At 60.6% G+C, this 26,132-nt stretch carries 26 protein-coding genes and 1 tRNA gene; 20 read left to right on the top strand and 7 right to left on the bottom strand.

All coding sequences use genetic code 11. The annotated features are described in order from the left end of the window. Positions 1-204 precede the first annotated feature (204 nt). The 3 genes from ACW9UO_RS12420 to ACW9UO_RS12430 all read left to right on the top strand — a co-directional run bounded on the left by ACW9UO_RS12420 (position 205) and on the right by ACW9UO_RS12430 (position 1,690). On the top strand, positions 205-480 hold the full coding sequence (locus ACW9UO_RS12420; protein ID WP_457086117.1) for a hypothetical protein: 276 nt from the start codon (positions 205-207) through the stop codon (positions 478-480). Positions 481-575: 95 nt separating this feature from the next. Beyond that, the gene (locus ACW9UO_RS12425) at positions 576-1,517 is read left to right on the top strand and encodes a DMT family transporter (protein ID WP_457086118.1); all 942 of its coding nucleotides are present in this window, start codon (positions 576-578) and stop codon (positions 1,515-1,517) included. 96 nt (positions 1,518-1,613) lie between these two features. Continuing rightward, positions 1,614-1,690, top strand: a tRNA-Pro gene (locus ACW9UO_RS12430). Positions 1,691-1,774: 84 nt separating this feature from the next. Here the strand turns inward: ACW9UO_RS12430 and ACW9UO_RS12435 are convergent. After that, positions 1,775-2,515 carry a sulfotransferase-like domain-containing protein gene (locus ACW9UO_RS12435; protein WP_457086119.1) on the bottom strand — a complete coding sequence of 247 codons (741 nt, stop codon included), beginning with the start codon at positions 2,513-2,515 and terminating at the stop codon, positions 1,775-1,777. A gap of 397 nt (positions 2,516-2,912) precedes the next feature. On the opposite strand from ACW9UO_RS12435, the gene ACW9UO_RS12440 reads away from it, so the two are divergent. Beyond that, a complete protein-coding gene (locus ACW9UO_RS12440; RefSeq protein ID WP_457086120.1) occupies positions 2,913-3,224 on the top strand; it encodes an H-NS histone family protein in 312 nt (103 codons plus the stop codon). A 102-nt stretch (positions 3,225-3,326) separates the two neighbouring features. On the opposite strand, the gene ACW9UO_RS12445 is transcribed toward ACW9UO_RS12440, so the two are convergent. Further along, positions 3,327-4,925 (bottom strand): phosphoenolpyruvate carboxykinase, encoded by a 1,599-nt coding sequence (locus tag ACW9UO_RS12445; RefSeq protein ID WP_457086121.1) that lies wholly within the window; start codon positions 4,923-4,925, stop codon positions 3,327-3,329. A gap of 359 nt (positions 4,926-5,284) precedes the next feature. On the opposite strand from ACW9UO_RS12445, the gene ACW9UO_RS12450 reads away from it, so the two are divergent. Genes ACW9UO_RS12450 through ACW9UO_RS12480 form a run of 7 tightly spaced genes read left to right on the top strand, consistent with a single transcriptional unit; the run spans position 5,285 to position 10,648 of the window. Then, positions 5,285-5,986, top strand: coding sequence for a response regulator transcription factor (locus tag ACW9UO_RS12450; protein WP_457086122.1), 702 nt, complete (start codon positions 5,285-5,287; stop codon positions 5,984-5,986). Continuing rightward, positions 5,986-7,692 carry a sensor N-terminal transmembrane domain-containing protein gene (locus tag ACW9UO_RS12455; RefSeq protein ID WP_457086123.1) on the top strand — a complete coding sequence of 569 codons (1,707 nt, stop codon included), beginning with the start codon at positions 5,986-5,988 and terminating at the stop codon, positions 7,690-7,692. Before ACW9UO_RS12450 ends, ACW9UO_RS12455 begins: the two co-directional genes overlap by 1 nt. A gap of 17 nt (positions 7,693-7,709) precedes the next feature. Then, positions 7,710-8,099 (top strand): HPr kinase/phosphorylase, encoded by a 390-nt coding sequence (locus tag ACW9UO_RS12460; RefSeq protein WP_457086124.1) that lies wholly within the window; start codon positions 7,710-7,712, stop codon positions 8,097-8,099. Between the two features lie 15 nt (positions 8,100-8,114). Continuing rightward, entirely contained in the window at positions 8,115-9,014 is a 900-nt protein-coding gene (gene rapZ / locus ACW9UO_RS12465) for an RNase adapter RapZ (RefSeq protein WP_457086125.1), read from the top strand. Between the two features lie 42 nt (positions 9,015-9,056). After that, positions 9,057-9,458, top strand: coding sequence for a PTS sugar transporter subunit IIA (locus tag ACW9UO_RS12470; RefSeq protein ID WP_457086126.1), 402 nt, complete (start codon positions 9,057-9,059; stop codon positions 9,456-9,458). Further along, positions 9,455-9,733: an HPr family phosphocarrier protein gene (locus tag ACW9UO_RS12475; protein ID WP_457086127.1), complete on the top strand. Its 279-nt coding sequence runs from the start codon at positions 9,455-9,457 to the stop codon at positions 9,731-9,733. Before ACW9UO_RS12470 ends, ACW9UO_RS12475 begins: the two co-directional genes overlap by 4 nt. Before the next feature lie 39 nt (positions 9,734-9,772). Beyond that, positions 9,773-10,648: a lysophospholipid acyltransferase family protein gene (locus ACW9UO_RS12480; RefSeq protein WP_457086128.1), complete on the top strand. Its 876-nt coding sequence runs from the start codon at positions 9,773-9,775 to the stop codon at positions 10,646-10,648. 50 nt (positions 10,649-10,698) lie between these two features. Here ACW9UO_RS12480 and ACW9UO_RS12485 read toward each other — a convergent pair whose 3' ends face one another. After that, the gene (locus tag ACW9UO_RS12485; RefSeq protein ID WP_457086129.1) at positions 10,699-11,574 is read right to left on the bottom strand and encodes a 3-hydroxybutyryl-CoA dehydrogenase; all 876 of its coding nucleotides are present in this window, start codon (positions 11,572-11,574) and stop codon (positions 10,699-10,701) included. Between the two features lie 170 nt (positions 11,575-11,744). Between ACW9UO_RS12485 and ACW9UO_RS12490 the strand changes: the two genes are divergently transcribed. Then, positions 11,745-12,575 carry a DUF6473 family protein gene (locus tag ACW9UO_RS12490; protein ID WP_457086130.1) on the top strand — a complete coding sequence of 277 codons (831 nt, stop codon included), beginning with the start codon at positions 11,745-11,747 and terminating at the stop codon, positions 12,573-12,575. 99 nt (positions 12,576-12,674) lie between these two features. Here ACW9UO_RS12490 and ACW9UO_RS12495 read toward each other — a convergent pair whose 3' ends face one another. The 3 genes from ACW9UO_RS12495 to hemC form a co-directional block, all read right to left on the bottom strand. After that, positions 12,675-13,601 carry an electron transfer flavoprotein subunit alpha/FixB family protein gene (locus ACW9UO_RS12495; RefSeq protein WP_457086131.1) on the bottom strand — a complete coding sequence of 309 codons (927 nt, stop codon included), beginning with the start codon at positions 13,599-13,601 and terminating at the stop codon, positions 12,675-12,677. Continuing rightward, on the bottom strand, positions 13,601-14,359 hold the full coding sequence (locus tag ACW9UO_RS12500; RefSeq protein WP_457086132.1) for an electron transfer flavoprotein subunit beta/FixA family protein: 759 nt from the start codon (positions 14,357-14,359) through the stop codon (positions 13,601-13,603). The genes ACW9UO_RS12495 and ACW9UO_RS12500 overlap by 1 nt, the downstream gene beginning before the upstream one ends. A 149-nt stretch (positions 14,360-14,508) precedes the next feature. Then, a complete protein-coding gene (hemC, locus tag ACW9UO_RS12505) occupies positions 14,509-15,474 on the bottom strand; it encodes a hydroxymethylbilane synthase (RefSeq protein WP_457086133.1) in 966 nt (321 codons plus the stop codon). A 99-nt stretch (positions 15,475-15,573) separates the two neighbouring features. Here hemC and hemE point away from each other — a divergent pair, with 99 nt between their 5' ends. The 8 genes from hemE (at position 15,574) to ACW9UO_RS12545 (ending at position 24,381) form a co-directional block, all read left to right on the top strand. Beyond that, positions 15,574-16,611: a uroporphyrinogen decarboxylase gene (gene hemE, locus ACW9UO_RS12510; protein ID WP_457086134.1), complete on the top strand. Its 1,038-nt coding sequence runs from the start codon at positions 15,574-15,576 to the stop codon at positions 16,609-16,611. Positions 16,612-16,714: 103 nt separating this feature from the next. Beyond that, the gene (locus tag ACW9UO_RS12515) at positions 16,715-17,644 is read left to right on the top strand and encodes an ABC transporter ATP-binding protein (protein WP_457086135.1); all 930 of its coding nucleotides are present in this window, start codon (positions 16,715-16,717) and stop codon (positions 17,642-17,644) included. After that, complete coding sequence (locus ACW9UO_RS12520; protein ID WP_457086136.1) at positions 17,641-18,402, top strand: ABC transporter permease; 762 nt, start codon at positions 17,641-17,643, stop codon at positions 18,400-18,402. The genes ACW9UO_RS12515 and ACW9UO_RS12520 overlap by 4 nt, the downstream gene beginning before the upstream one ends. 89 nt (positions 18,403-18,491) lie before the next feature. After that, on the top strand, positions 18,492-19,289 hold the full coding sequence (locus tag ACW9UO_RS12525; RefSeq protein ID WP_457086137.1) for a S49 family peptidase: 798 nt from the start codon (positions 18,492-18,494) through the stop codon (positions 19,287-19,289). Between the two features lie 168 nt (positions 19,290-19,457). Continuing rightward, positions 19,458-20,429: a calcium/sodium antiporter gene (locus tag ACW9UO_RS12530; RefSeq protein WP_457086138.1), complete on the top strand. Its 972-nt coding sequence runs from the start codon at positions 19,458-19,460 to the stop codon at positions 20,427-20,429. 17 nt (positions 20,430-20,446) lie between these two features. Further along, a complete protein-coding gene (locus ACW9UO_RS12535) occupies positions 20,447-21,223 on the top strand; it encodes an SDR family oxidoreductase (protein WP_457086139.1) in 777 nt (258 codons plus the stop codon). 312 nt (positions 21,224-21,535) lie between these two features. Further along, complete coding sequence (gene uvrC, locus ACW9UO_RS12540) at positions 21,536-23,410, top strand: excinuclease ABC subunit UvrC (RefSeq protein ID WP_457086140.1); 1,875 nt, start codon at positions 21,536-21,538, stop codon at positions 23,408-23,410. Positions 23,411-23,611: 201 nt separating this feature from the next. Beyond that, a protein-coding gene (locus ACW9UO_RS12545) for an IS5 family transposase (RefSeq protein ID WP_457088577.1) occupies positions 23,612-24,381 on the top strand; the annotation gives its coding sequence in 2 pieces (ribosomal slippage) (positions 23,612-23,948 and positions 23,948-24,381; 771 coding nt in all). 554 nt (positions 24,382-24,935) lie between these two features. On the opposite strand, the gene ACW9UO_RS12550 is transcribed toward ACW9UO_RS12545, so the two are convergent. Next, a complete protein-coding gene (locus ACW9UO_RS12550) occupies positions 24,936-26,048 on the bottom strand; it encodes an AAA family ATPase (protein ID WP_457086141.1) in 1,113 nt (370 codons plus the stop codon). Between the last annotated feature and the right edge of the window lie 84 nt (positions 26,049-26,132).

Raw genomic sequence — 26,132 nt, forward strand, 5'->3', positions numbered from 1 at the left:
GGCGGCGGAGTTTCGCCCCCGGTTCTCTCCCCCCCGGATCTGCTCTGTGATCTGAACCATCGACGGCACGTCGACCGCTGCGATAGGCTGGGCCTGTTTCAACCCCACAGGTGCCTCATGTTCAGAGCTTTTGTAGCCTCCCTTTTCCTCGCCACCCCCGCATTTGCCAACGGAACCGAAATCGGGGAGATCGTCGATTGGCCGATGGCGGAGATCACGCAGGCCATCGCCGGCTTTCCTGCCAGCGAGGAAGAAGGCCGCCCCCAGATCAATTTTGTCCTGCGGCGCAACAACGAGGGCCACACCGTCGCGCAGTTTGCCGAAACCGGGTTTGCCGACGATTCGGTGTTTGGTGAGCGCCACACCTATGTGCTGGAAAATCAGGCAGACGGGCGGGTAAAGCTGCTCGACGCCAAGGTAGAGTACAGTTGTTACCGTGGTGCCACCCCCAGAACGTGGCAATCTGGCCTTTGCCCGTGATCGCGCGCCGCACCCCTTGAACCCGGCAGCCAAATCGCCCTAACAGTTGGACGACGCGCAACACCCGCCCCGGCGGCCAGATCCGGCGAGATCCCATGAACATCAAAGGCCTTCTGTATGCCCTTTTGGGCTTTGCCATGTATTCCACGCATGACGTGGTGGTAAAGTTTCTCGGCGCCACCTATTCGCCTGTGCAGATCATCTTTTTCGCCTCGCTGATCAGCTTTCCGCTGGTCACGTTCATGCTGATGACCGACCCGAGCCGCGACCACATTCGCCCGGTGCATCCCTGGTGGGTGCTGATGCGGGTGCTGAGTGCGCTGATTGCCGGGCTTTGTGCGTTTTATGCCTTTTCGGTGCTGCCTTTGGCGCAGGTCTATACACTGCTGTTTGCCGCGCCACTGCTGATCACCGTGTTGTCGATTCCGATGCTGGGCGAAAGCGTTGGTCGGCATCGCTGGGCGGCGGTGATTGTCGGGCTGATCGGGGTGCTGGTGGTGCTGCGGCCGGGTTCGGGGGCGGGGCTTTCGCTGGGCCACCTCGCGGCGCTGACGGCGGCGTTCGGCTCGGCGCTGGCCTCGGTGATTGTGCGCAAGGTCGGGCGGGAAGAGCGGACCGTTGTGCTCTTGCTCTATCCGCTGGCGGGCAACTTTGTCCTGATGGGCGCGGCGTTGCCGTTTGTCTATGTGCCGATGTCGTTGTTGGAGTTTGGCGGCATGGGCGTGATTGCTTTGCTCGGCTTTCTCGCCTCGTTCTGCATCATTCTGGCCTATCGCAATGGCGAGGCCGCGATTGTCGCGCCGATGCAGTATTCCCAGATCCTTTGGGCCACGTTCTTTGGCTGGATGCTGTTTAATGAAACGCTGGATCGGCCAACGCTGATCGGGGCGGGGCTTATCATCCTGTCGGGCATCTATATCGTGTTCCGCGAAAGCCGGGCGGGCGTGTCCGAGAACACGCCGGTGTTGCGCAACCGGTCGCGCCTGTTCAGCCCCGGCGGGTTCCGCGTTTCGGTGCTTTTGCGCCACCACGATTAGGCGAACCGCCTTGGGGCGGTGCGGCTGGCGGGATGACAAAAGCGGGGAATGCCTCTTGCAAAGTGGCGAAGCCCGATGTAATCCGCCGATCACAGTCGGAGTGTAGCTCAGCTTGGTAGAGCACTGTCTTCGGGAGGCAGGGGCCGGAGGTTCGAATCCTCTCACTCCGACCATTTTCCCGCTTTCCCTACAGTCTATTGCCGTTGATCGCAGGCTTGCGCAGGTTGGCCGCGGCGGCGCATGTCGCGCGGTTTCGCTTAGCCGTGTGGGGCGGTTTCCGGGCCGGGCAGGGCGTGTTCCCGGAGCCGCCGATAGTGCGGCAGGGCGGCGTCTGCGACGGCCTGAAGCGCGGTTGTGAGCGTTGGCAAAACCCCCTCCGCCCCGGCAAACCCGGTCGAGCGGTGGGCGGCATCGTACCAATGCGCCGCCCAGACACCATCGCGCGCGTGGCCACCGGCGGGCCAGCGTAACATCCCCGGATCGAAGGGGATGCCAATCGCCGTGCAAAGCTGCCGCAGCATCCATTCGGGCGCGCGGCGCAGATCGGCGCTGTCGATCACCACAGCCGGCGCACCCGCCGCCCGGACCTGATCGAAAATCTCGGTCTGTTGCCGAAATCCGATGTCATCGAGCACCGGCTTTTCCCGCTTGCGATCATAGCTGGCGAGGACACGCGCAGGGTGGCGAATGAGGAAAATATGGGTAACAGAGCCGAACCATTCTCGGTCAAATCCGGAAATCATGTGATGGGTCATATGTTTTTGATAAAAAAGTTTCTGGCCGCCCGGCGCTGGCATCGCGCAGCCTTTCGCAACCACTGCGGGATCTGGTTCGCCGGCGGAAATGATCGCCTCGCGCATTGGATGGACGAGCCCGGTCTGCGCCAGATAAGCCGCATAAAAAGGTTCATCCCAGATATAGCAATCCGCGCGCGCACCGAAGGAATACATCATCGCGGTCGACAAATTCCGTGGCCCGGACCACATGGCAATATTCATGGCCAATTCCTCCAACCCATTGCGAAATCTTTGCAAATTCCAGCAACTGTAAGCCTGCGCCAAGCCATTGAGTAAAGCAATTGCTTATCTGGCACCCTCTGCATTCAAAGGCCAGCAGTGCCAATTCAAAGCGATGGTCATAGCCGCGGATTGATCTTATCGGCCGTTTCCCGCCGGTGCGCAACGGGCGCGATATGCTGCTATCTTTAATCGCCTTTATGTTGATACTGGTTCGCGTCAATGGCAACCCAGTGCACAGTCTAAACGCGAAGGAATGCCCTGAATAAAAGGGGAAAGTTGTGTACTTGTCGCCTTGACACAAATAGCCGAATTGACTGTATATTCACGATGAATTAACGATCTTGGGTGAGACAAAAAACCACCAACAGGAAAGGATATGCCGGAAATGGACTTAGAGGGACTTTCTTTAAAGGAACTGAAGCAGCTGCAGAAACAAGTGGCAAAGGCGATCAGTACTTTTGAAGACAGAAAGAAAAAAGAGGCGCTTGCAGCACTGGAAGCCAAGGCAGCAGAGATGGGGTTTTCCCTTTCCGATCTGACCACAGGCAAGGGCGGCAAGATCTCAGCGCCCAAGTACCGAAATCCCGACGATGGCACTCAAACCTGGACAGGCCGCGGCCGTAAACCCGGTTGGTTTGTCGAAGCACTCGACCGCGGCGTTTCGCCGGAAGACATGCATATTTCCTAAAAATACGGGCCGAAAGGCCACCTTGCCTGGAGTGAGACACAGGCCACAACAAAACCCCCGGTGCCAAGCATCGGGGGTTTTGCGTTTATATATCTGCGCAGGTCAGCCGATGGCGGCCGCTTTCACATCGTCGTCGATGAAAGGCACATATTGCTCGAAATTGTCGGCAAACATCTGCACCAGCTTGGCGGCCTGCGCATCATATTCGTCGCGCGCGCCCCAGGTGCGGCGCGGATCAAGCAGAACCTCGGGCACACCCGGCACGTCCTTGGGCACGTCGAAGCCAAAGTTCGGATCCTTGCGGAACTGTGCATCCGCCAGCGAGCCATCGAGCGCCGCTGTCAGCAGGGCACGCGTTGCCTTGATCGGCATCCGCGAGCCAGTGCCATAGGCCCCACCGGTCCAGCCAGTGTTGACCAGCCAGCAGGTCGCGCCATGTTTGGCGATCTTTTCGCGCAGCAGGTTGCCATAGGCCTCGGGGCGGCGCGGCATGAAGGGCGCACCAAAACAGGTCGAGAAGGTTGGCTCAGGCTCGGTCACGCCACGCTCGGTGCCCGCCACCTTGGAGGTGAAGCCCGACAGGAAGTGATACATCGCCTGCGCCGGGGTCAGCCGGGCAATCGGAGGCAGCACGCCAAAGGCATCACAGGTCAGCATGATGATGTTCTTGGGGTGCCCGCCTAGCGCGCTGGACGAGGCGTTGGAGATGTACTCCAGCGGATAGGCGCAGCGCATGTTGGCCGTCAGGCTGTCGTCTTCAAAGTCCAGCTCTTTGGTCTCTTCGTCATAGACCATATTCTCGATCACCGTGCCGAACTTTGACGTGGTGGCGAAAATCTCGGGCTCGGCCTCGGGCGAGAGGTTGATGGTCTTGGCATAGCAGCCGCCTTCGAAATTGAAGGTGCCGCGATCCGACCAGCCATGTTCGTCATCGCCAATCAGAACGCGCGCGGGATCGGCCGACAGCGTGGTCTTGCCGGTGCCCGACAGGCCAAAGAAGATCGCGGTATCAACCGGATTGCCCACTGCGTGGTTGGCCGAACAGTGCATCGGCATGATGCCCTTGGCCGGCAGCAGGTAGTTCAGCAGGGTGAAAACTGATTTCTTGTTCTCGCCGGCGTATTCGGTGCCACCAATCAGGATCATCTTGCGATCAAAGTTCATCGCAATCACGGTCTCTGACCGACAGTTGTGGCGCGCGGGGTCGGCCTTGAAGGTGGGGCAGTTGATGACGGTGAAATCCGCCGTGAACTCATCCAGGTCTTCCAGCTCAGGGCGGCGCAGCATGTGGCGGATGAACAGCCCATGCCAGGCCAGCTCAGTGACCATGCGCACGTCGATGGAATGCGCCGGATCGGCCCCGCCCACCAGATCCTGAACAAAATAGTCGCGGCCCTTCATATGGGCCAGCATGTCCTCATACAGCGCGTCAAACCCTTCGGGCGACATGGCGGCATTGTTGTCCCACCAGATGCTGTCAGCGACGCTGTCGGTCTTGACGACATGTTTATCTTTGGGGGAGCGGCCGGTGAATTTGCCGGTCGATACAAGGAATGCCCCTCCTTGCCCCAGCGAGCCTTCCTCGCGCCGAAGTGCCTCTTCAATCAGCGCCGGTTCCATGAGGTTGTAATAGACATTGCCCAGACCTTCGATCCCTTGATCTTCGAGCCGGAACTGCGGGTTTACCCGTCCAAATGCCATCTTTTCTCTCCATGTATCCGCGCATCACGCAGCGGAAGTCTTGTAACTTGGCGGTCTAATTGACGCCCCCGCGACGTATTTCGACGCCCCGGTGACAAAGGTGTAACATGCCGGTTATTCGGGTGAACAGGACGCAAACGCACAGTTAGCGCCACCAAACCCCTGTTTAGCGCAATCATATTTCCCTTAGGTCACAAGTGAAGACGTAGGTGAGGCAAATTAGCCATTCCTTCGTACTTTTCGGGTGTGATGTGGGGGATGCAGTTGCCTGATTCGCAGTTAAGGATTGATTGCGCTCTGCGAAACAAGGCATAAAGGTGAAAAAATACAGGCATCCAAGCAGTATAAGGACAGACATAATGTCTAAAATCGCCCTTGTGGACGATGATAGGAACATCCTGACATCCGTCTCCATGACGCTTGAAGCCGAAGGCTTCGAGGTCGAAACATACAACGATGGCCAGTCCGCGCTCGACGCGTTCAGCAAGAAACTTCCCGACATGGCCGTGTTGGACATCAAGATGCCGCGCATGGACGGGATGGACCTGCTTCAGCGCCTGCGCCAGAAAACCACCATGCCGGTGATTTTCCTGACTTCCAAAGACGACGAGATCGACGAAGTGCTCGGTCTGCGGATGGGGGCGGACGACTATGTGAAAAAGCCGTTTTCCCAACGGCTTCTGGTAGAGCGCATTCGTGCGTTGCTGCGCCGTCAGGACGCGATGGACAATGACACCGTCGGCGACACCGAGGAAACCAAGGTGATGGAACGCGGCGATCTGCGGATGGACCCGCTGCGCCATGCGGTGGCCTGGAAGGGTCAGGACGTGTCGCTGACCGTGACCGAGTTCCTGCTGCTTCAGGCGCTGGCCCAGCGCCCCGGTTTCGTGAAGTCGCGCGATCAGCTGATGGATGTGGCCTATGATGATCAGGTCTATGTCGACGATCGCACCATCGACAGCCACATCAAGCGTCTGCGCAAAAAGATGCGCACCGTGGATAGCGATTTCTCCGCGATCGAGACGCTGTATGGTATCGGTTATCGGTACAACGAAGAGTAATGGCTCTGGTCGAGGAGATGGGCGTGCAGGACGCAGGCTCTAAACGCCGCGGGGACGTGGTTCTTGGCGACGATTGGGTGGCTCCCGACGGCACCGTCGAGCAGGAGCTTCAGGACAGTCGCGCGCGCCGTGGCTGGTTTTCGCTGCGGACATCGCCGCTGACGCGCAAGATTATCATGTTCAACCTCGTGGCGTTGAACGTGCTGGTTGGGGGCATCCTGTACCTCAATTCCTCGCGTGATGGTCTGGCGGCGCAGCGCGCCTCCGGGCTTGTCAGCGAGGCAGAGCTGATCGCCGATGTGTTCGAGGCGCAACTGCCGGGAAGCGCGCCGGTCAATCTGGCCACAGGCGACGGCATCGACGTGGGCGGAACGCTGGACGGCATCGCCTTGCGACGCGGGGCCGAGGTGTTTGTTTTCGATCCGGGTCAGGCGCTGGTGGGGCGGTCGGCCTCCAAGACTGTCGGCGCTGCGGATGAGGATGGCCGCACCTTGATCACCGATCTTCTCGGAACGATCTGGGATACGGTGGCCGGTCTGGTCACGCCCTCCGAAGAAGAGCGTATCGCAGCCTTTGAAGAGCATCTGACCGGGCTTGCCGAACCGGCGTTGGCGGGCAAAACCACCGTGCGCACCACTGAATCCGCTGAGGGTGGCACGGTCTTTACCGTCGGCACGCCGATTGAGCACAACGGCACCACCATCGGTGCCGTGGTTCTGGTCTCGGCCTCGGGCGAGATTGACACGCTGGTCCGCACCGAGCGCGAGCGGGTGTTGCAGATGTTCCTCGTGGCGACGCTTGTTTCAATCGGGCTGTCGCTGGTGCTGGCCTCGACCATCTCCAATCCAATCTCCGATCTGGCGCGCGCCGCCGAGTTGGGCCGCGAGAAAGACCGACGCAAGGACTCCAAGGGCCGTATCCGCATCCCCGATCTGACCGCGCGGCCCGACGAAATCGGCCGCCTGTCGGGGGCTTTGCGCGGCATGGTGACCGCGCTTTACGACCGGATCGATGCCAACGAACAATTCGCCGCCGATGTGGCGCATGAAATCAAGAACCCGCTCGCGTCCTTGCGCTCTGCCGTCGGCTCGTTGCGTATGGTCAAGCGTGAGGATCACCGCGCGAAACTGCTCGACGTGATCGAGCATGACGTGCGTCGCCTTGATCGGCTGGTCAGCGATATCTCCGATGCCTCGCGGCTTGACAGTGAATTGGTCAAAGAGGACGAGGATCAGTTCAACCTGCTCGATTTGCTGGGAAATCTGGGCGAGTATCTGGGCAAGGATGCACAGGCCAAGGACATCGAATTCATCACCGATCTGCCCGACGCGCCGATCATGGTCGACGGGCTCGAGGCGCGGCTGGCGCAGGTTTTCGTCAACCTGATCACCAACGCCATCAGCTTTTGCGAAGAGGGCGATGCCATCCGCGTCTGGGCCCGCCAGCGTGAAAATCGCGTGCTGGTGGTGGTCGAAGACACCGGTCCTGGCATCCCGGACGAGGCGCTGACCAAGATTTTCAAGCGCTTCTATTCGCACCGTCCCGAGCATGATTTTGGCAACAACTCCGGCCTTGGGCTCGCAATCTCCAAGCAGATTGTCGAAGCGCATGACGGGGTGATCTGGGCCGAAAACATCCGTCCAACCGAGGCTGACGTGACGTCGGAACCGCTGGGCGCGCGCTTTGTCGTGGGCCTTCCGGTCTGATCCTGCACGCCAGCACTGTGGCGTTGGCGGGGCGCGGGGTGTTGATCCTCGGGGCGTCGGGGCGCGGAAAATCGGCGCTGGCGCTGGAGCTTTTGGCGCTGGGCGCGGGGTTGGTGGCGGATGACCGAACGGTGATCACGTTGCGGGACGGTCAGGCCATCGCCAGTTGCCCGCCCGCGCTGTCCGGGCTAATCGAGGCGCGGTTTGTGGGGCTGTTGGCGGCTGATCCGCATCCGCCGGTGCCGCTGGCGCTGGTGGTCGATCTTGACACAACTGAGGACCAACGCCTGCCGCCGGACCGTCGTCGGGACATCGCCGGGATCACGCTCCCGCTGCTTCACAATATCGCGCGGCCCTATTTCGCTGCTGCAATTCGACAATATCTCTTGCATGGTCGCCGCGACTGAGGAGACGACACCGAAATGGCCCAGACCCCTCTGGCCCCCCAACCCCGCCTTGTGCTTCTGACCGGCCCGTCCGGTGCAGGCCGGTCTACTGCGCTTAATGCACTCGAAGACCTCGGGTTTGAAACCATCGACAATCTGCCGCTGTCGCTTGTGCCGCGCCTGCTTGACGGTGGGCTGACCCGCGATATGGCGCTGGGCCTTGATGTGCGCACGCGGGATTTCTCGCCTGCCGCGGTGTCTGGGCTTCTGGCGGAAATTGCCACGCTGACCGGCCAAGCGGCGGATCTTTTGTTTCTTGACGCAGAGCCGGGCATTCTGGTGAACCGCTATTCCGAAACCCGCCGCCGTCATCCGATGGCTCCGGATGGTACGCCAGAGGCCGGGATCGCGCGCGAATTCGATTTGCTCGGCCCGCTGCGCGATCAGGCGTCGATCCTTGTCGACACCTCGGCCCTGTCGCCGCATGAGTTGCGCGCCGAGGTGCACCGGATCTTTGGCGTCGATGGCGGTCATGAATTGGCGGTGTCGGTGCAATCGTTTTCCTACAAACGTGGCCTGCCGCGCGCGGCGGATGTGGTGTTTGATTGCCGCTTCCTGACCAACCCGCACTGGCAGCCCGATCTTCGCCCGCTGACCGGCGAAGACAGCCGCGTCGCGGATCATGTCGCCAGTGATGCCCGCTTTGCGCCGTTTCGCGAAAAGGTGCTTGATCTGCTGGTGTTCCAACTGCCCGCCGCACGCGAAGAGGGTAAGGCGCATTTCGCTGCCGCCTTTGGCTGTACCGGCGGCAAACACCGTTCTGTTGCCCTTGCGGAAAGCATTGCCCGGGGGCTTGCAACGGCGGGCTGGCGGGTGTCAATTAGGCACCGTGAACTAGAGCGGCGCGCGCTGGCGCCGAAGGCCCCGGATGAGTGATGACGCGATGAAAATGGGGCGATGGACGGGAGACCGACGACGTTGATCGGGATCGTGATTGTGGCACATGGCGGATTGGCCCGCGAATACCTGGCCGCGATAGAACATGTCGTGGGCCAGCAGCCGGGGATCCGCGCCATCGCGATCGAGCCCGACCATGTCCGCGAGGTCAAGCAGGGCGAGATTTGCAGCGCTGCCGATTCCGTGGATCAGGGCGGCGGTGTCGTGATCGTGACCGACATGTTCGGCGGCTCTCCGTCGAACCTTTCCTTGATGGCCTGTGCTCCGGAAAATCGCAGAATCCTGTACGGCGCGAACCTGCCAATGCTGATCAAATTGGCAAAAAGTCGCGATTTGGGCGTTGCTGATGCCGTTCGGCGCGCGACAGAGGCGGGACGTAAGTATATAGACAGTCAGAATATCTCGTCGGATCAGGCATTATGACACAAAGCGTTACCCGTAATTTGAAGATCGTGAATGAAAAGGGTCTTCATGCCCGGGCCTCGGCCAAACTTGTTGAGGTGGTCGAAGGATTCGACGCCCGCGCCGAGGTGTCACGCGATGGCATGGACGCGTCGGGCGACAGCATCATGGGGCTTTTGATGTTGGCAGCGTCAAAAGGAACCACTATTGAGGTTCAGACGTCGGGCCCTGACGCTGAAGCGCTGGCAGACGCGGTCGAAGCGCTGGTGGCGGACCGGTTCGGAGAGGACTGCTAAGGCCTCATTTGGCCTTTTTGGAAGGACCTGGACGCAAGAATGGTGGAATCCGCGCAATCCGCAGCCGAGCGCAAAGCGTCTTTGGCAGCCCAGCAAGCCCCCTATGACAAGCGCAAGCTGTCCTATGCGAACACCTTTACCAACCCGTGGAAGGCCAACACCATCCGTGCGATGGAATGGCTGACGGGCAAGCTGCCGCTGTTGCGGCTGGTGCGTCGGTTCGAGCGCGAGGGGCCCAAACAGGGCCATGCGTTCTTTGGCCAAGCGCTTGAGTTCATGAAAATCGAGCTTCAGACCCCGCCAGAGCAAATCGCCCAGATCCCCAAGACCGGCCCGGTGGTTATCGTGGCGAACCACCCGCATGGGCTGGTGGATGGGATGGTGCTGGCGGAATTGGTCGGGCGGGTGCGGACGGACTACAAGATCCTGACCCGCAACCTGTTGTCCGGGGTCGAGGAGATCGAGGACTTCATGATCGCGGTGCCGTTTCCGCATGAGGATAACGCGCGCGAAGAAAGTCTTGAGATGCGCAAGCAGGCCATGAGCCATTTGGCCAACGGCGGCGTGCTGATCCTGTTTCCGTCCGGAGTTGTGGCGGCGAGCGAGACGATGTTTGGCGACGCGGTTGAGGCGATCTGGAACCCGTTCACCGCCAAGTTGATCTATCGCTCGGGGGCGACTGTCGTGCCGGTGCACTTTGTTGGCCAAAATTCGCGGATCTATCAGATCGCAAACAGGATTTCAGCGACGCTGCGCCAGGGGCTGTTGATCCATGAGGTGATGCACGCCTGCAAGCGGCCGCAGGCCCCGATCATCGGCGCGCCGATCTCACCCGAGGAAATCCAGCGCTGGGGCACCAAGCCGCGGCGCATGATGGCTCGGCTGCGGGAACATACGCTTGGTCTTGGCGGGTAGAAATTCCGTCAACGGAATTTGCAAATTTCATTGATGAAATTTCGCCCCGCTTACCGCGTCGGCACCGGCTCATCGCCCCGATAATCATAGAAGCCACGCTTCGTCTTACGGCCCAGCCAGCCGGCTTCGACGTATTTCGTCAACAGCGGGCAGGGGCGGTATTTGGTGTCGGCCAGACCGTCATGCAGCACGTTCATGATCGCAAGGCAGGTGTCGAGGCCAATGAAATCCGCAAGCTCGAGCGGGCCCATCGGGTGGTTGGTGCCCAGTTTCATCGCCCGGTCGATCGAGGTGACGTTTCCGACGCCCTCATACAGCGTATAAACCGCCTCGTTGATCATCGGCATCAGGATGCGGTTGACGATGAAGGCCGGGAAATCCTCGGCACTGGCGGCGGTTTTGCCCAGCTTGGTCACGACGCCAAGACAGGCGTCATAGGTTTCCTGATCGGTGGCGATGCCGCGGATCAGTTCGACCAATTGCATGATCGGCACCGGGTTCATGAAGTGGAACCCCATGAATTTTTCCGGCCGGTCGGTGCGGCTGGCGAGCCGGGTGATCGAGATCGACGAGGTGTTGGAGGTCAGGATCGTGTTCGGCTTTAGATGCGGCAGCAGCCCGTCAAAGATCTTTTGTTTGACCACCTCTTGCTCGGTCGCGGCCTCGATGATCAGGTCGGTCTGACCGACCTCCTCGGGGGCCATCGTCGTCGAAATACGGGCCATCGCGGCGGCGTGGTCTTCGGCCGACAGCCCGCCTTTCGACACTTGGCGGCTGATATTCTTGTCGATCCGCTGAACGGCGGCGGCCAGCGCATCTTCGGAGATGTCGGTCATCACCACGTCATACCCGGCAACCGCCATCACATGAGCAATGCCATTGCCCATTTGGCCCGCGCCGATCACGCTGATCGAATGAATGTCCATGCCCTGCCCTCGTCTTGGTTTGCCAGACAATAGGCAGCAACGCCAACCAAGGGCAAGGGCGGGCGACTGCGGCGAAAAGGTTAAAGGTTGCTGTAAATCCGTTGTTTAGCCTTTTGGCAATCGAATCAGGCGATAGTCAACTTAGGTGAGTAATTAACTAGGTGGGTAACATGACCTTTGAAATGACCGGAGCCGATGCTCCTGACTATCTTCCGTGTCGCTACGGCACATCGCGTCTGACGTTCCGTGGACCGCGTCGCAAGCTTGACGGAGACTATATTGCCTTTGTTGGCGGCACGGACACGTATGGCAAATTCATTGAGACGCCGTTTCCGGCTTTGACCGAGGACACACTTGGCGTGCCTTGCGTGAATTTCGGCTGTGTCAACGCCGGGGTCGACGCGTTTGTCAACGATACCGCGCTGCTTGAGGCGGCCAACGGGGCCAGCGCCACCGTTATTCAGATTATGGGCGCACAGAACATGTCGAACCGGCTTTACTCGGTGCACCCGCGCCGGAATGATCGCTTCGTCAACGCCTCTGCGATGCTCAAGGCGATTTATCGCGAAGTGGATTTCACCGAATTCCACTTTACCCGGCATCTGTTGACCGAGCTGGAAGCGATCAGCGAAGAGCGGTTTCGGATGGTGCGCGAAGAGCTTCAGGCGGCGTGGATGGCGCGGATGCGGTTGCTGATCAGCCGGATCAAGGGGCCGGTGGTTCTGCTGTGGCTCGGCGAGTCCGCGCCCTCGAACGACGAAAACCACCGGGCCGATCCACTGTTCATCACGCGCGACATGCTGGATGAGATCAGCGAAAATGCGGCCGGCTTGGTGGAAGTTGCGGCATCAGACGCGGCATTGCGCAAGGGCACGGAAGGTATGCTGTTCAATCCGATGGAAGCGGCTGCGGCCCGCGAATTGCTTGGCCCCGCGGCACATGATGAAGCTGGAACGGCGATCTCGGCCGAACTGGCTGGCCTGTTGCGCCTGCGCCATTGAACGTAAAAAGGCCCGCCGTGATTTTGGCGGGCCTTTCTTTTTGCGGCACCCCGATCTGTCAACAGATCGGTTCCGATCCATTGATGGATCGGCGCGTCGTTACAGCTTTTCGGTCAGTTCCGGCACAGCCGTGAACAGATCGGCCACAAGCCCGTAGTCGGCAACCTGAAAGATCGGCGCTTCTTCGTCTTTGTTGATGGCGACGATGATCTTGCTGTCTTTCATCCCGGCGAGGTGCTGAATCGCGCCCGAGATACCGACGGCAATGTACAGATCCGGCGCGACAACCTTGCCCGTCTGGCCAACCTGCCAGTCGTTCGGGGCAAAACCCGAATCCACAGCCGCGCGCGAGGCACCAACCGCTGCGCCAAGCTTGTCGGCAAGGGCTTCGATGATCTTGAAATCGTCTTCCGATCCCACACCGCGTCCACCGGACACAACCACACCGGCCGAGGTCAGCTCGGGGCGATCGCTGGCCGCCAGCTTGTCTTCGATCCACGAGGAGAGGCCCGGATCTTCTGCCGCGCCAATGGTTTCCACCGAAGCAGCGGCCTGTTCGCCGGCTGCATCAAAGGTCGAGGTCCGGATCGAAACGACCTTTTTGGCGTCGACGGATTTGACGGTTTGGATCGCATTGCCCGCATAGATCGGGCGCTCGAACGTGTCAGCGTCAACAACGCCCGAGACATCGGAAATCACCATCACGTCCAACAGCGCCGCCACACGGGGCAGCACGTTTTTCGCGTCGGTGGTGGCCGGGGCAACGATGTGGTCGTAATCGCCGGCCAGTGACACGATCAGCGCCGCGGTCGATTCCGCAAGGCGGTGGCCCAGCGAGGCGTCTTCGGCCACGAGAACTTTGGTCACGCCCGCGATTTTGGCCGCCGCATCGCCCGCGGCAGCAGCCGAGCCGCCCGCGCAGAGCACATGCACATCGCCAAGCGAGGCCACGGCATTGACCGCCTTGGCAGTGGCGTCGAGCGACAGTTCGCCATCGTTGACTTCTGCAAGAAGAAGAACAGCCATCACACAGCCCCCGCCGCTTTGAGTTTCTCGATCAGCTCGTCAACCGAACCCACCATTTCGCCCGCAGCGCGTGCCGCCGGTTCCACGGTTTTGATCACTTCAAGACGCGGGGTGACGTCAACGCCATAGTCTTCGGGCGTCTTCTCATCCAGCGGCTTTTTCTTTGCTTTCATGATGTTGGGCAAAGAAGCATAGCGCGGTTCGTTCAGCCGCAGATCGACAGTTATCACCGCCGGCATCTTGACGCTGATGGTTTGCAAGCCGCCGTCAACTTCGCGTGTGACCTTGGCAGTGTCACCGTCAATGTCGACTTCCGAGGCGAACGTCGCCTGCGACCAGCCCAGAAGCGCCGCAGTCATCTGACCGGTGGCGTTCATGTCATTGTCGATGGCCTGTTTGCCGCAAAGCACGAGGCCGGGGGCCTCTTCTTCAACGATTTTGGCAATGATCTTGGCCACGGCCAGCGGTTCGATGTCTTTGTGCACATCATCAGCGGCCACCACGAGGATCGCCCGGTCGGCACCCATCGCCAGCGCGGTGCGCAGGGTTTCCTGCGACTGCTTCACGCCGATAGAGACGGCGATGATTTCTTCCACTTTGCCGGCTTCTTTCAGGCGGATCGCCTCTTCGACAGCAATCTCGTCGAAAGGGTTCATCGACATTTTGACATTGGCCAGATCGACACCGCTTCCGTCCGCTTTGACGCGCACTTTCACGTTGTAATCGATCACGCGTTTGACGGGTACAAGGACCTTCATCTGCGTATCTCTCCGATGGTTCTCGCCACTTCTTGGCGACTCTGAATACGTGTTTCCGCCACGTTGATACTGATTGGGTTCACATGGCAACAGGCCAAAAACGCTCCGCTAGCGCTAAACGACGCTGCGTATGGCCAAAAGTCTGAGGCCTATAGGCTACGCCAGTCGAAAAATCCCGGCCCGGCGCGGTCCAACAGGCGCAAGCCCAACTCGCGGCCCAGCGCGGCACCATCCTCGATCGGGGCATCGGCGGCGTCGCTTAGGGTTTCGCTGCCATCGGGGCGCAGGATTTCGCCGCGCAGACGGAGCGTGCCGTCGCTCAGTTCTGCCAGACCGGCAATCGGGGTTTCGCAAGATCCATCCAACGCGGCCAGAAAGGCGCGTTCGGCAGCAAGGCGTTGACCGGTTTGCAGATCATGCAGCGGTTCGAGCAGGGCAGCGGTGGCGGTATCGCCCTCGCGCCGTTCGATGCCAATCGCGCCCTGCGCGACGGCGGGCAGCATATCGTCGGGGGCAATCGGGAAGGCGGGCACCAGGCCCAGCATCCCCAACCGCGTCAGCCCGGCCATCGCCAAGAAGGTGCAAGAGGCCGCGCCGTCATCCAGTTTTTTCAGCCGGGTCTGCACGTTACCGCGGAATTGCACCACCTCAAGATCGGGCCTGCGCGACAGCAATTGCGCGCGCCGCCGCAGCGACGAGGTGCCAACAATCGCGCCCGTCGGCAGATCGGAAATGCCGCCAAGCCCTGGCGAGACAAAGGCATCGCGCACGTCTTCGCGCGGCAGAAAACAATCAAGCACCAGCCCGCCGGGCTGCAACACCGGCATGTCTTTCATCGAATGCACGGCAATATCGATGCCACCCGACAGCAGCGCCTCTTCGATCTCGCGGGTGAACAGCCCCTTGCCGCCCAGCTCTTTCAGCGGGGTGTCCGTAGCAATCAAAGCGCGATCATCGCCGGTGGTCTTGATCACCACGATCTCAAACGCCGCCTCAGGCAGGTCAAACGCCGCCGCAATCCGGGCGCGGGTTTCGTGGGCCTGTGCCAGCGCCAGCGGCGAACCACGGGTGCCGATTTTCAGCGGTGCATCGGGGGAGGGAAGGGGGTGCGTCATGGCCAACTGTCTAGCCTTGGCCAAAAGGCGTGACAAGCGGTTGCCTTGACATCACCCGCCCTACGTTAGACCAACCTGCAAACCAAATCGGAGACCGGCATGACCAAAGCGAATAAGACAATCCTGCGCGCGCTTGCCGGAGAGACCCTGCCAACGCCGCCAATCTGGATGATGCGGCAGGCCGGGCGTTACCTGCCAGAGTATCGCGCGACGCGGGCGCAGGCCGGGGATTTCCTGTCGCTGTGCTATAACCCTGAGCTGGCCGCCGAGGTGACGCTGCAACCGATCCGCCGCTATGGCTTTGACGCCTCTATCCTTTTTGCTGACATCCTGCTGATCCCCCAAGCACTTGGCGCGGATCTGTGGTTTGTCACCGGCGAAGGCCCGCGCCTCTCGACGATCACCGAGCAGCGTGATTTCGACAAGCTGAAACCGGCCTCGGATATCCATGACACGCTGTCGCCGATCTATGAAACCGTCCGCATTCTGGCGCGGGAATTGCCGTCCGAGACCACGCTGATCGGCTTTGCCGGCGCGCCCTGGACCGTTGCCACCTATATGATCGCCGGGCGCGGCACGCCGGATCAAGGCCCGGCACATGCGCTGAAAGACGAAAACCGCGCGCTGTTTGAGGCACTGCTGGATCGGATCACTGAGGCGACGATTGACTACCTCTCCTGCCAGATCGAGGCCGGGGCCGAGGTGGTCAAGCTGTTCGACAGTTGGGCCGGATCGCTCAAGGGCGACGATTTCGAGAAATACGCACTGGCCCCGGCCAAACGGATCATTTCGGCGCTCAAAGCCAAACATCCCGACACACCGGTCATCGCCTTCCCGCGTGAAGCGGGCGAAAAATACATCGGTTTCGCCAAGGCCACCGGTGCCGATTGCGTCGCGCTCGACAACTCGGTCGATGCCTCTTGGGCGGCGGCGCATGTGCAGGTGGACGGCTGTGTGCAAGGCAATCTGACCTCGTCGCATATGGTCACCGGTGGTCAGCCGCTGGTCGATGAGACCCGCGCCATTGTCAACGCACTGCGCGGCGGGCCGCATATATTCAACCTCGGCCACGGCATCACGCCGGACGCCGACCCCGAAAATGTGCAGCTGATGATCGACACTGTGCGCGGGATGTAACCCCGCAATCTGTGCGCCAGCGCGCGATGGCCTCTGCTGAAATCGAGATTGCGCTAACCCGTGGTGCCATTAGATTGCGCCCCTGACCATCAGGGAGGCTGCTATGGCCGCGATCGTGGAAATCAATGACCTGCGCAAAGTCTATGACGGCGGGTTCGAGGCGCTCAAGGGCGTCACGCTCGACATCGAAGAGGGCGAAATCCTCGCGCTGCTTGGCCCCAATGGCGCGGGCAAAACCACTCTGATTTCAACCGTTTGCGGCATCACCAATGCCACCTCCGGCTCGGTTCGGGTGGGCGGGCATGACATCGTCCGTGACTTCCGCGCCGCGCGCGGCATGATCGGGCTGGTGCCGCAGGAAATCTCGCTCGAGCCGTTCGAAACCGTACACCGCGCGGTGCGCTATTCGCGTGGGCTGTTTGGCTGCAAACGCAACGATGCGCATGTGGAAAAGGTCCTGCGCGACCTGTCGCTCTGGGACAAACGCGATGCCAAACCGATGGAGCTATCGGGCGGTATGCGGCGCAGGGTGCTGATTGCCAAGGCGCTGAGCCACGAACCGCGGGTGCTGTTTCTTGATGAGCCGACCGCCGGGGTGGACGTCGAACTGCGCCGTGACATGTGGAACGTGGTGGCCGATCTCAAGGCCGCTGGCGTGACGATCATCCTGACCACGCATTACATCGAAGAGGCCGAGGCGATTGCAGAACGGGTGGGGGTGATCGCCAAGGGCGAATTATTGCTGCTCGAAGAGAAGGCGGCGCTGATGGCGCGGATGGGGCGCAAGACTTTGGACATCGAACTGACAGAACCGGTGAGCGAAATTCCGGCAGCCCTTGCCGGCCATCCGCTGGAGATCGTCAACCAAGGCCGGGCGCTGCGCTATAGCTATGACGTCAATGCCGAACGCACCGGGATCACCCAGCTTCTGGCCAATCTCGCGGCCGCCGGGTTGCAAATGCGCGATTTGCAGACCCGTCAATCCAGTCTCGAAGAGATCTTTGTCGGTCTCGTGGCGGAGGATGCAGCATGAACTTCCGAGCAGTCTGGTCAATCTACACCGTTGAAATGGCGCGGTTCTTCCGCACGCTGGCGCAGAGCTTCATCTCGCCGGTCATTTCCACATCGCTGTATTTCGTCGTCTTCGGCACCGCCATCGGCAGCCGCATCGATCAGGTCGAAGGCATCAGCTATGGCGCCTTTATCGTGCCGGGGCTGATCATGCTCACGGTGATGACGCAGGGGCTGTCGAACGCCTCGTTTGGGATCTATTTCCCTAAATTTATCGGCACTTTCTACGAATTGCTCTCGGCCCCGATCAACTTCCTCGAAATCGTGCTTGGCTTTGCTGGCGCGGCGGCGACCAAGGCGCTGTTCATCGGCTTGGTGATCCTCGCCACCTCGGCGTTCTTTGTCGACCTGTCGATCATGCACCCGTTTGCGATGGTGCTCTTTTTGGTTTTGACCTGCATCTCCTTCTCGCTGTTCGGCTTTATCATCGGCATCTGGGCGAAAAACTTCGAGCAATTACAACTCATTCCGCTGTTGGTGGTCACGCCGTTGGTGTTCCTTGGCGGGGCGTTCTACTCGATTTCGATGCTGCCGCCGTTCTGGCAATCGGTGTCGTTTTTCAACCCGGTGGTCTATCTGATTTCCGGCTTCCGTTGGGCGTTTTACGGCACCTCTGATGTGCCCATCGGCCTCAGCCTGTTGGCGATTGCCGGGTTCACCGCGCTTTGCCTTGGCATCGTTTGGTGGATTTTCCGCACCGGCTGGCGCATTCGGAGCTGACCGGGGCGCGTGCCGGAATTCCGGGCGGTCGAAAAGATTGCCGGGGCCGAGCCTTGTTTGTGGGGCCACAGCCATTTACATCCGAACGTATGAAACGCTGGCTTCCCTTTGTGAAATCCGGTCCCACAGTGGCCGTTATCCGTCTTGAAGGTGCGATTGGCACCGGCGGACGCTCATCGCTGACTGATGCCGGGCTCGCGCCCGTGATCGAGAAGGCGTTCAAACGTGGCAAGCCCGATGCGGTGGCGTTGGAGCTGAATTCGCCGGGCGGATCGCCGGTGCAATCCTCGCTGATCGCGGGCCGCATTCGGCGGTTGGCGGCCGAGAAAAACATCCCCGTGTTCGCCTTTGTCGAAGACGTGGCGGCCTCTGGCGGCTATTGGCTGGCCTCGGCGGCGGATGAAATCTATGCCGATCACTCCTCGATTGTCGGGTCGATTGGCGTGATTTCCGCTGGCTTCGGCGCGAGTGTTTTCCTTGCGCGCCAAGGGGTTGAGCGGCGGGTGCACACCGCAGGCAATTCCAAGAGCTTCCTCGACCCGTTCCAACCGGAAAAGGAAGAAGACGTCGAGCGGTTGAAGCGTTTGCTTGACCAGCTGCACGTCAACTTCATCTCGCAGATCAAGGAGCGGCGCGGCGACAAGCTGGCCGATGACCGTGATCTCTTTACCGGCGAGATTTGGGTGGGCGAGACTGCGCATTCGGTGGGTTTGATCGACGGGATTGGCCATCTTGACGCGGTGATGAAGGACCGTTTCGGGGCCAAGGTGAAGTTTCGCCGCTATGGCAAGGGCCGCACTTTGGCGCAACGGCTCGGCATGTCGCTGGCCGAAGATGCGCTTGGGCTTGTCGAAGAACGGGCAGCCTTTGCCCGGTTCGGGCTGTGACGTGATCGTTAAAATTGTAACTCTTTTTCTGATCGGGATCGGCGTGCTTGCGATGTTTGGCAAGCTGCGCCTGCCCAAACAGTTGGCTTCGGCCAAATGTCCGTCCTGCGGGCGCTATCGTATTGGCAAGGGGCCGTGCCCCTGCGGACGGGACAAGGGACGCCGGGGATGATGGTTTGGCTATTGTGTGGGCTGGGGCTGGTTATCCTGCTCCTCGCCGGGGATGCGCTTGTCAAAGGCGCGGTCAACATGTCGCTCCGGGTCGGTATTCCGGCGCTGATCGTCAGCCTGACGATTGTGGCGTTCGGCACCTCCGCGCCCGAGCTTTTGATCGCGATTGCCGCGGTGCATGAAGGCGCTCCGGGGATTGCGATGGGAAACGTGGTGGGGTCGAACACCGCCAACGTTTTGTTGGTGCTGGGGATTCCGGCGCTGATCACCGCGCTGCACACCTCGGAATGTGACACCCGCAAAAGCTATCTTCAGATGCTGGCCGCGACGGTGCTGTTCATCGCGCTGGCCTTTACCGGCACGTTCACCTGGGTTTCGGCGCTGGTTTTGTTGCTGGCGCTGGGTGTCATGCTGTTCTTCACCACCCGCGATGCCCTGCGCCATCGCCGCGATATCAAGGCCGCAGCACGCGACAATTCGGCGTTGGAAGACCTCGAAGATGTCGAGGGCGCTGATCCCAATATGCCGTGGTGGAAGATCGTCGTTTACCTCGTGCTTGGCCTGATTGGCTTGCCGCTGGGGGCTGATCTTCTTGTCGACAATGCGTCTCAAATTGCGCGCGCTTACGGTATTTCGGACACGGTCATCGGGCTGACGCTGGTGGCGGTGGGCACCTCGCTGCCAGAACTGGCGACAACGGTTGTGGCGGCGCTGCGGCGGCAGGCGGATGTGGCGCTTGGCAATGTCATCGGGTCGAATATGTTCAACCTGCTGGCGATTATTGGCATCGCGGCGCTGATTGGGCCGATCCCGGTTGATCCCATCTTCCTGCGGTTCGATCTGTGGGTGATGCTGGCGGCCTCGCTGATCCTGTTTCCGTTTGTCTTCCTGCGCTGGAACATCAGCCGGGTCTGGGGCGGAGTTCTGGCCGCGCTCTACCTCGTTTACATCACGATGGTCATTATCTGAGAACGGCGGAGGGCGCGATGCGGGCATTGGTGACAGGGGCGGGCAAGCGGCTGGGCCGGGCGATGGCGCTGTATCTTGCCGACCGTGGCTATGACGTTGCGGTGCATTTCGCCAGCTCTGCCGAGGCGGCCGAGGCTGTGGCCGAAGAGATCCGCGCCAAGGGGCGCAACGCCGTGATTTTGCAGGCCGATCTGGTGGTCGAAGATCAGACGCAGGCCCTGTTGCCGCGCGCGGCCGAGGCGTTGGGCGGGCCGATCACGGTGCTGGTGAACAACGCCTCGATCTTTGAATACGACACGATCCAAACCGCCACCCGCGACGGCTGGGACCGGCATATGGAGAGTAATCTGCGCGCGCCTTATGTGCTGACCCAGGCGCTGGCGGCGCAGGCTCCGGCGGCAGCGATGGATGACAATGGCGAGCCGGTGGCGCAGGCGCTTGCGGTCAACATGATCGATCAGCGGGTGCGCAAGCTGACGCCCGAATTCTCGACCTATACCCTTGCCAAGATGGGCCTTTGGGCGTTGACGCAGACAGCGGCGCAGGGGCTTGCGCCGAATGTGCGGGTCAATGCCATTGGTCCGGGGCCGACGCTGATTGGCGAACGCCAAAGCGAGGCGCATTTCGCGGCGCAGCGGGCCGGTACGGTGCTGAGCCGGGGCGTGGACCCCAGCGATATCACCGCCGCGCTGGGCTATCTGCTGGATGCGCGTGGCGTGACCGGCCAGTTGATCTGCGTGGATGGCGGGCAGCATCTGGGGTGGAAAACGCCGGACATTCTTGGGGTTGAATAGCCCCTTAGAGATGCGGCTTTGCTGCATTTCGTCGGGAAGTTGTGCACTGGCCTCTGAACACCGGCCAATAATATGTAAAAAGCTATGAAATACAAACGTTTACAAAACGTTAAAAAAAGTACCATTGTAAATCAATGGCTTAAGGTGCAGCCTAAAAATTAGGCACTTTAATCAACACCCCTGAAAAACAGGGAAAAAGCGTGATCTCCTGAACTAACCCCCAAACTTATCCACAGATTTAGTGGATGTTAAATCTCTTGTCCCAGACGCCATCCCGTTGCAGCGCAGCGAAGGGAATCATAAGTTGGCGCAATGACAGATTTGCCTGAGGGGACAGCCGCCCCCGACGTGACCGGCCACGCCTGTATTCAGGCCTATCTCAAGACGCTGGACAGTTCGCCCGGCGTGTACCGCATGCTCGATGCCAAGAACGCCGTGCTCTATGTTGGCAAGGCGCGCAACCTGCGGGCGCGGGTGTCGAACTATGCGCGTGCGTCTGGCCACAGCCCGCGTATTGCGCGGATGATCCAAGGCACGGCGTCGATGATGTTTCTGACCACGCGGACGGAAACCGAGGCGCTGCTGCTTGAGCAGAACCTGATCAAACAGCTCAAGCCCAAGTACAACGTGCTGCTGCGCGACGACAAAAGCTTTCCCAATATTCAGGTGACCGAGCACGCCTTTCCGATGATCCGCAAGCACCGTGGTGCCAAGAAAGAAAAGGGCGCGTATTACGGCCCCTTTGCCAGCGCCGGGGCGGTGAACCGGACGCTGAACCAGCTGCAGAAGGTGTTTCAGCTGCGCAATTGCTCGGACGCGATGTTCGAGGGGCGCACGCGGCCCTGTCTGTTGTTTCAGATCAAGCGCTGTTCAGCGCCCTGCGTTGGTAAGATTTCGGACGCCGCTTATGCCGACAGCGTGCGCGATGCGCAGCGGTTCCTGTCGGGGCGGTCGACCAATGTGCAGGAAAAGCTGGCCGCCGAGATGCAGATCGCGTCGGAGGAGATGGAGTTCGAACGCGCGGCGTCATTGCGCGACCGCATTCGCGCGCTGACGCAGGTGCAGACCGCGCAGGGGATCAACCCGCGCACGGTGGACGAGGCCGATCTGATCGGGCTGCATCTTGAGAACGGGCAGGCCTGCGTGCAGGTGTTTTTCATTCGCGCCGGGCAGAATTGGGGCAACCGCGATTTCTATCCGCGTGTGGGCGAGGATGTGGAGGCGGCGGAGGTGCTTGAGGCCTTTATCGGCCAGTTCTACGATACGAAAGAGCCGCCCAAGCAGTTGATCCTGTCCCATGGCATCGAAAATGACGATCTGATGACCGAAGCGCTGAGCCAGAAGGCGGGCCGCAAGGTGACGCTTTTGGTGCCGCAGCGGGGCGAGAAGTCCGAGCTGATCGAGAGCGCAGTGCGCAATGCCCGCGAGTCGCTGGGTCGCAAGATGGCCGAGACTGCGACGCAGGCGAAGCTGTTGCGCGGGGTGGCGGAAGCTTTTGAGATGGAGAAGGTGCCGGCGCGGATCGAGGTATATGACAACAGCCACATTCAGGGTGCGCATGCGGTGGGGGCGATGATCGTGGCGGGGCCGGATGGCTTTATGAAAAACCACTATCGCAAGTACAACATCAAGGGCGACGACCTGACGCCGGGCGACGATTTCGGCATGATGAAAGAGGTGCTGGCGCGGCGGTTCAAGCGGTTGTTGAAGGACGATCCCGAGCGGGACAAGGGGCTGTGGCCGGATCTTCTGTTGATCGACGGCGGCGCGGGGCAAGTTTCGGCGGTGGCCGAGATCATGCGCGAATACGGTGTCGAGGATATTCCAATGGTGGGCGTGGCCAAAGGTGTGGACCGCGACCACGGCAAGGAAGAGTTTCACCGGGTTGGCCAGCGGGTGATGGCACTTAGGCGCAATGATCCGGTGCTGTATTTCGTACAACGGCTGCGGGATGAGGCGCACCGCTTTGCCATCGGCACGCACCGGGCAAAACGCGCCAAGGCGGTGGGGGCCACACCGCTGGACGAAATCGCCGGTGTGGGGGCGGCGCGCAAGCGGTCGCTCTTGGCGCATTTCGGGTCAGCCAAGGCGGTGAGCCGGGCCAATCTGGCGGATTTGAAAGCCGTCGATGGCGTGTCAGAGGCGCTGGCGGAGAAAATCTATGCGTTCTTTCACGAGGCGGGGTAGATTTTTCAAACGGTGCGCTGCGCGCGCAGGTTGGTTTCCGTTCGCGCCACGGAGGCGCTGGGGGCTCTGCCCCCAAACCCCCGCGGTATTTTCGGGCTTATGTATCAAACGCACCAAGCGGGCGCTAGGCTCAGGACCCATTGATCTGCTTGAGGCTACGTCGGCAGCGTGATTTAAGCTCCCAAACTGACGGGGGTGATGATGAGCAACCTTTTCTGGCTAACGGACGCGCAGATGGACCGGCTTCGGCCGTTTTTTCCCAAGAGCCATGGCAAGCCGCGGGTGGATGACCGGCGTGTTCTGAGTGGAATAATATTCATCAATCGCAATGGCTTGCGCTGGTGCGACGCGCCCGCGGAATACGGCCCGGCCAAAACGCTCTATAACCGCTGGAAACGATGGAGCGACAAGGGCATTTTCGCGAGGATGATGCACGGCCTTGCGTCGGAGGCAGCGGTTCCAAAGACGGTGATGATCGACGCGACCTATCTGAAGGCGCACCGCACGGCGAGCAGTCTGCGGTCGAAAAAGGGGGGCCCGACGACCAGCGGGGGCGCGCGATCGGCCGAACCAAAGGCGGCATGAACACCAAGCTGCATGCCGTCACCGATGCCGAGGGACGACCGATCCGGTTTTTCATGACCGCGGGCCAGGTCAGCGACTACACCGGCGCTGCGGCCCTTCTTGGCAGCCTGCCATCGGCACAATGGCTTCTGGCCGACCGGGGCTATGACGCCGACTGGTTCAGGGAAGCGTTGAAAGACAAGGAGATAAAGCCCTGCATCCCTGGCCGGAAGTCCCGCGCCAAGCCCGTCAAATACGACAAGCGCCGCTACAAACGCCGCAACAGGATCGAGATCATGTTCGGGCGCCTGAAGGACTGGCGCAGGATTGCCACACGCTACGACCGATGCCCGAAAGTCTTCCTCTCCGCCATCGCCCTCGCCGCAACCGTCATGTTCTGGCTATGAAACGAGAACGAGTCCTGACCCTAGGTGTGGTCTCTCTTGGGCAGCCATACTCAATAAAATCAAGCTTTGCCTTTGCCACTGGCATGCTTTGCCATTTTGCGAATCGGTCTGTTGATAAGGTGGACTGGATTGACGACTTTCCAGACAAGAACCTTTACTTAAATGATATCGAACCATATTGCGCACGGTGGAAAAGGTATCGAAAGCTCAAGCTTAAAGTCGAGGAAATTGCGAATCGCACCTTTAAGGAGGAAACAGACGATTTCCGAAACTCCTACAACCACGGGTTTTCATCTCGATTTCTCATTGGGCAGGTCACGACCATCAATAGACGCGTGACTGTAGGCAATATGATATACCGCGTGGCAATCGGCCATAAGGAACCACTGAGTCTTGAGCATCTAGCGAACGTGTTGGATGCTGAATGCGAAAAGTGCCGAAAAGCTTTCGCTGCATTCCAAGCGCTGGTTCGAGAGCACATAGATGTAATAACGTGCTCTCAGAATGGCGATCCGGTAACAGCAGGCGGACGCAAATAGAGTGGTCACATTTACTCACTGCAGCCGCGGCCGCCCCTCCAGCGTCTCCGCCCGCTCCAGCATCCGCACCACGTCTCGCAGGCTCATCCGGCGCCCCATGATCCGGGGCGCCATCACCAACGCCTCGCAGACTACCTCCAGCGCCTCCTGCGACAATTTCATCTCCATCCCGCGCCGCACGGCAAAGTCGTGCAGCTGCGCCGGGGTGATGTCGTGGACCTCGACGATCTGGCAGCGCGACAGGAAGGACTCCGGCACGGTGCTTAGCTTGTTCGACGTGAACAGCCAGGAGAAGTGGCTCATGTCGAAGGTCACGCGGAAATAAGGGCAGTTCCAGGTACGGGCCGCGCCTGGTTCCATCAACCCGAGCATGGCGTCGGTCAGGGAAAACGCGCGCCCGGTCGTGGAAGTCGCGATCCCGGCCTTGCAGATCTCGTCCACGACGAAGATCGGATTGGCGACCCGATGATTCAGAAGCAGGTTAACCAGCCGCCCGGGTTGCGCGCTGCTCCAACCGCGTTCTACACCCGCCACATCGAACCCGGCGCTGCCGGCCCCGGCATCGCTCTGACCCATTGGCAGCCCAAGTTGATCCGCCAGGGCCCGCGTCCAGGCGCTCTTGCCAATGCCCGGGGGACCGTTGATCACCATGGGCGCGATCTTGATCGGTGTGCCGCGGCGGGCGGTCCGGCGCAGATCATGCCAGGCGCACTCCGTCGCCCGGCCCATCCAGGGCATTTGCGCGTGCAGCGCCGCGGCGATCTCGTCGGCCCAATGCTCCGACGGCGCCGTGACGGCCTCCATGGAGGCATCTTCCGGTGAAAGGCGCGCAAGGTCATCCTTCGCGAGATGCGCCGTCCCCGTGGCCCGATGGCGCTTGGAGACGAGGCAGCGCACACGCGCCGCGATCGCAGCCTCATCCTTGTAAGTGATGTCAACGTCCGGCAGCCCATGCCGGTAACCCTCGACTTCGATATCATCAAACTCAGACGAGAACTCGTCGTCTCCGATGAGCTCTTTCGCAAGGATCCGCTTCCGAAGGTCGCGAAGATAATCGCGCAGATGTTTTTTGATGGCGCGCTCGTCGGTGTCGAGAGCTCGTACCTGGATGATCTTGATCTTGGGCATGTTGGTCTTCCGTGGTCGGCTGAAACGGGATGGGCTTGGGCGCAACCAACACGCGGCGCGCCGTGGCCCAAAGGGGCGGGTCAG

The organism is Marinovum sedimenti (genome assembly GCF_054052205.1).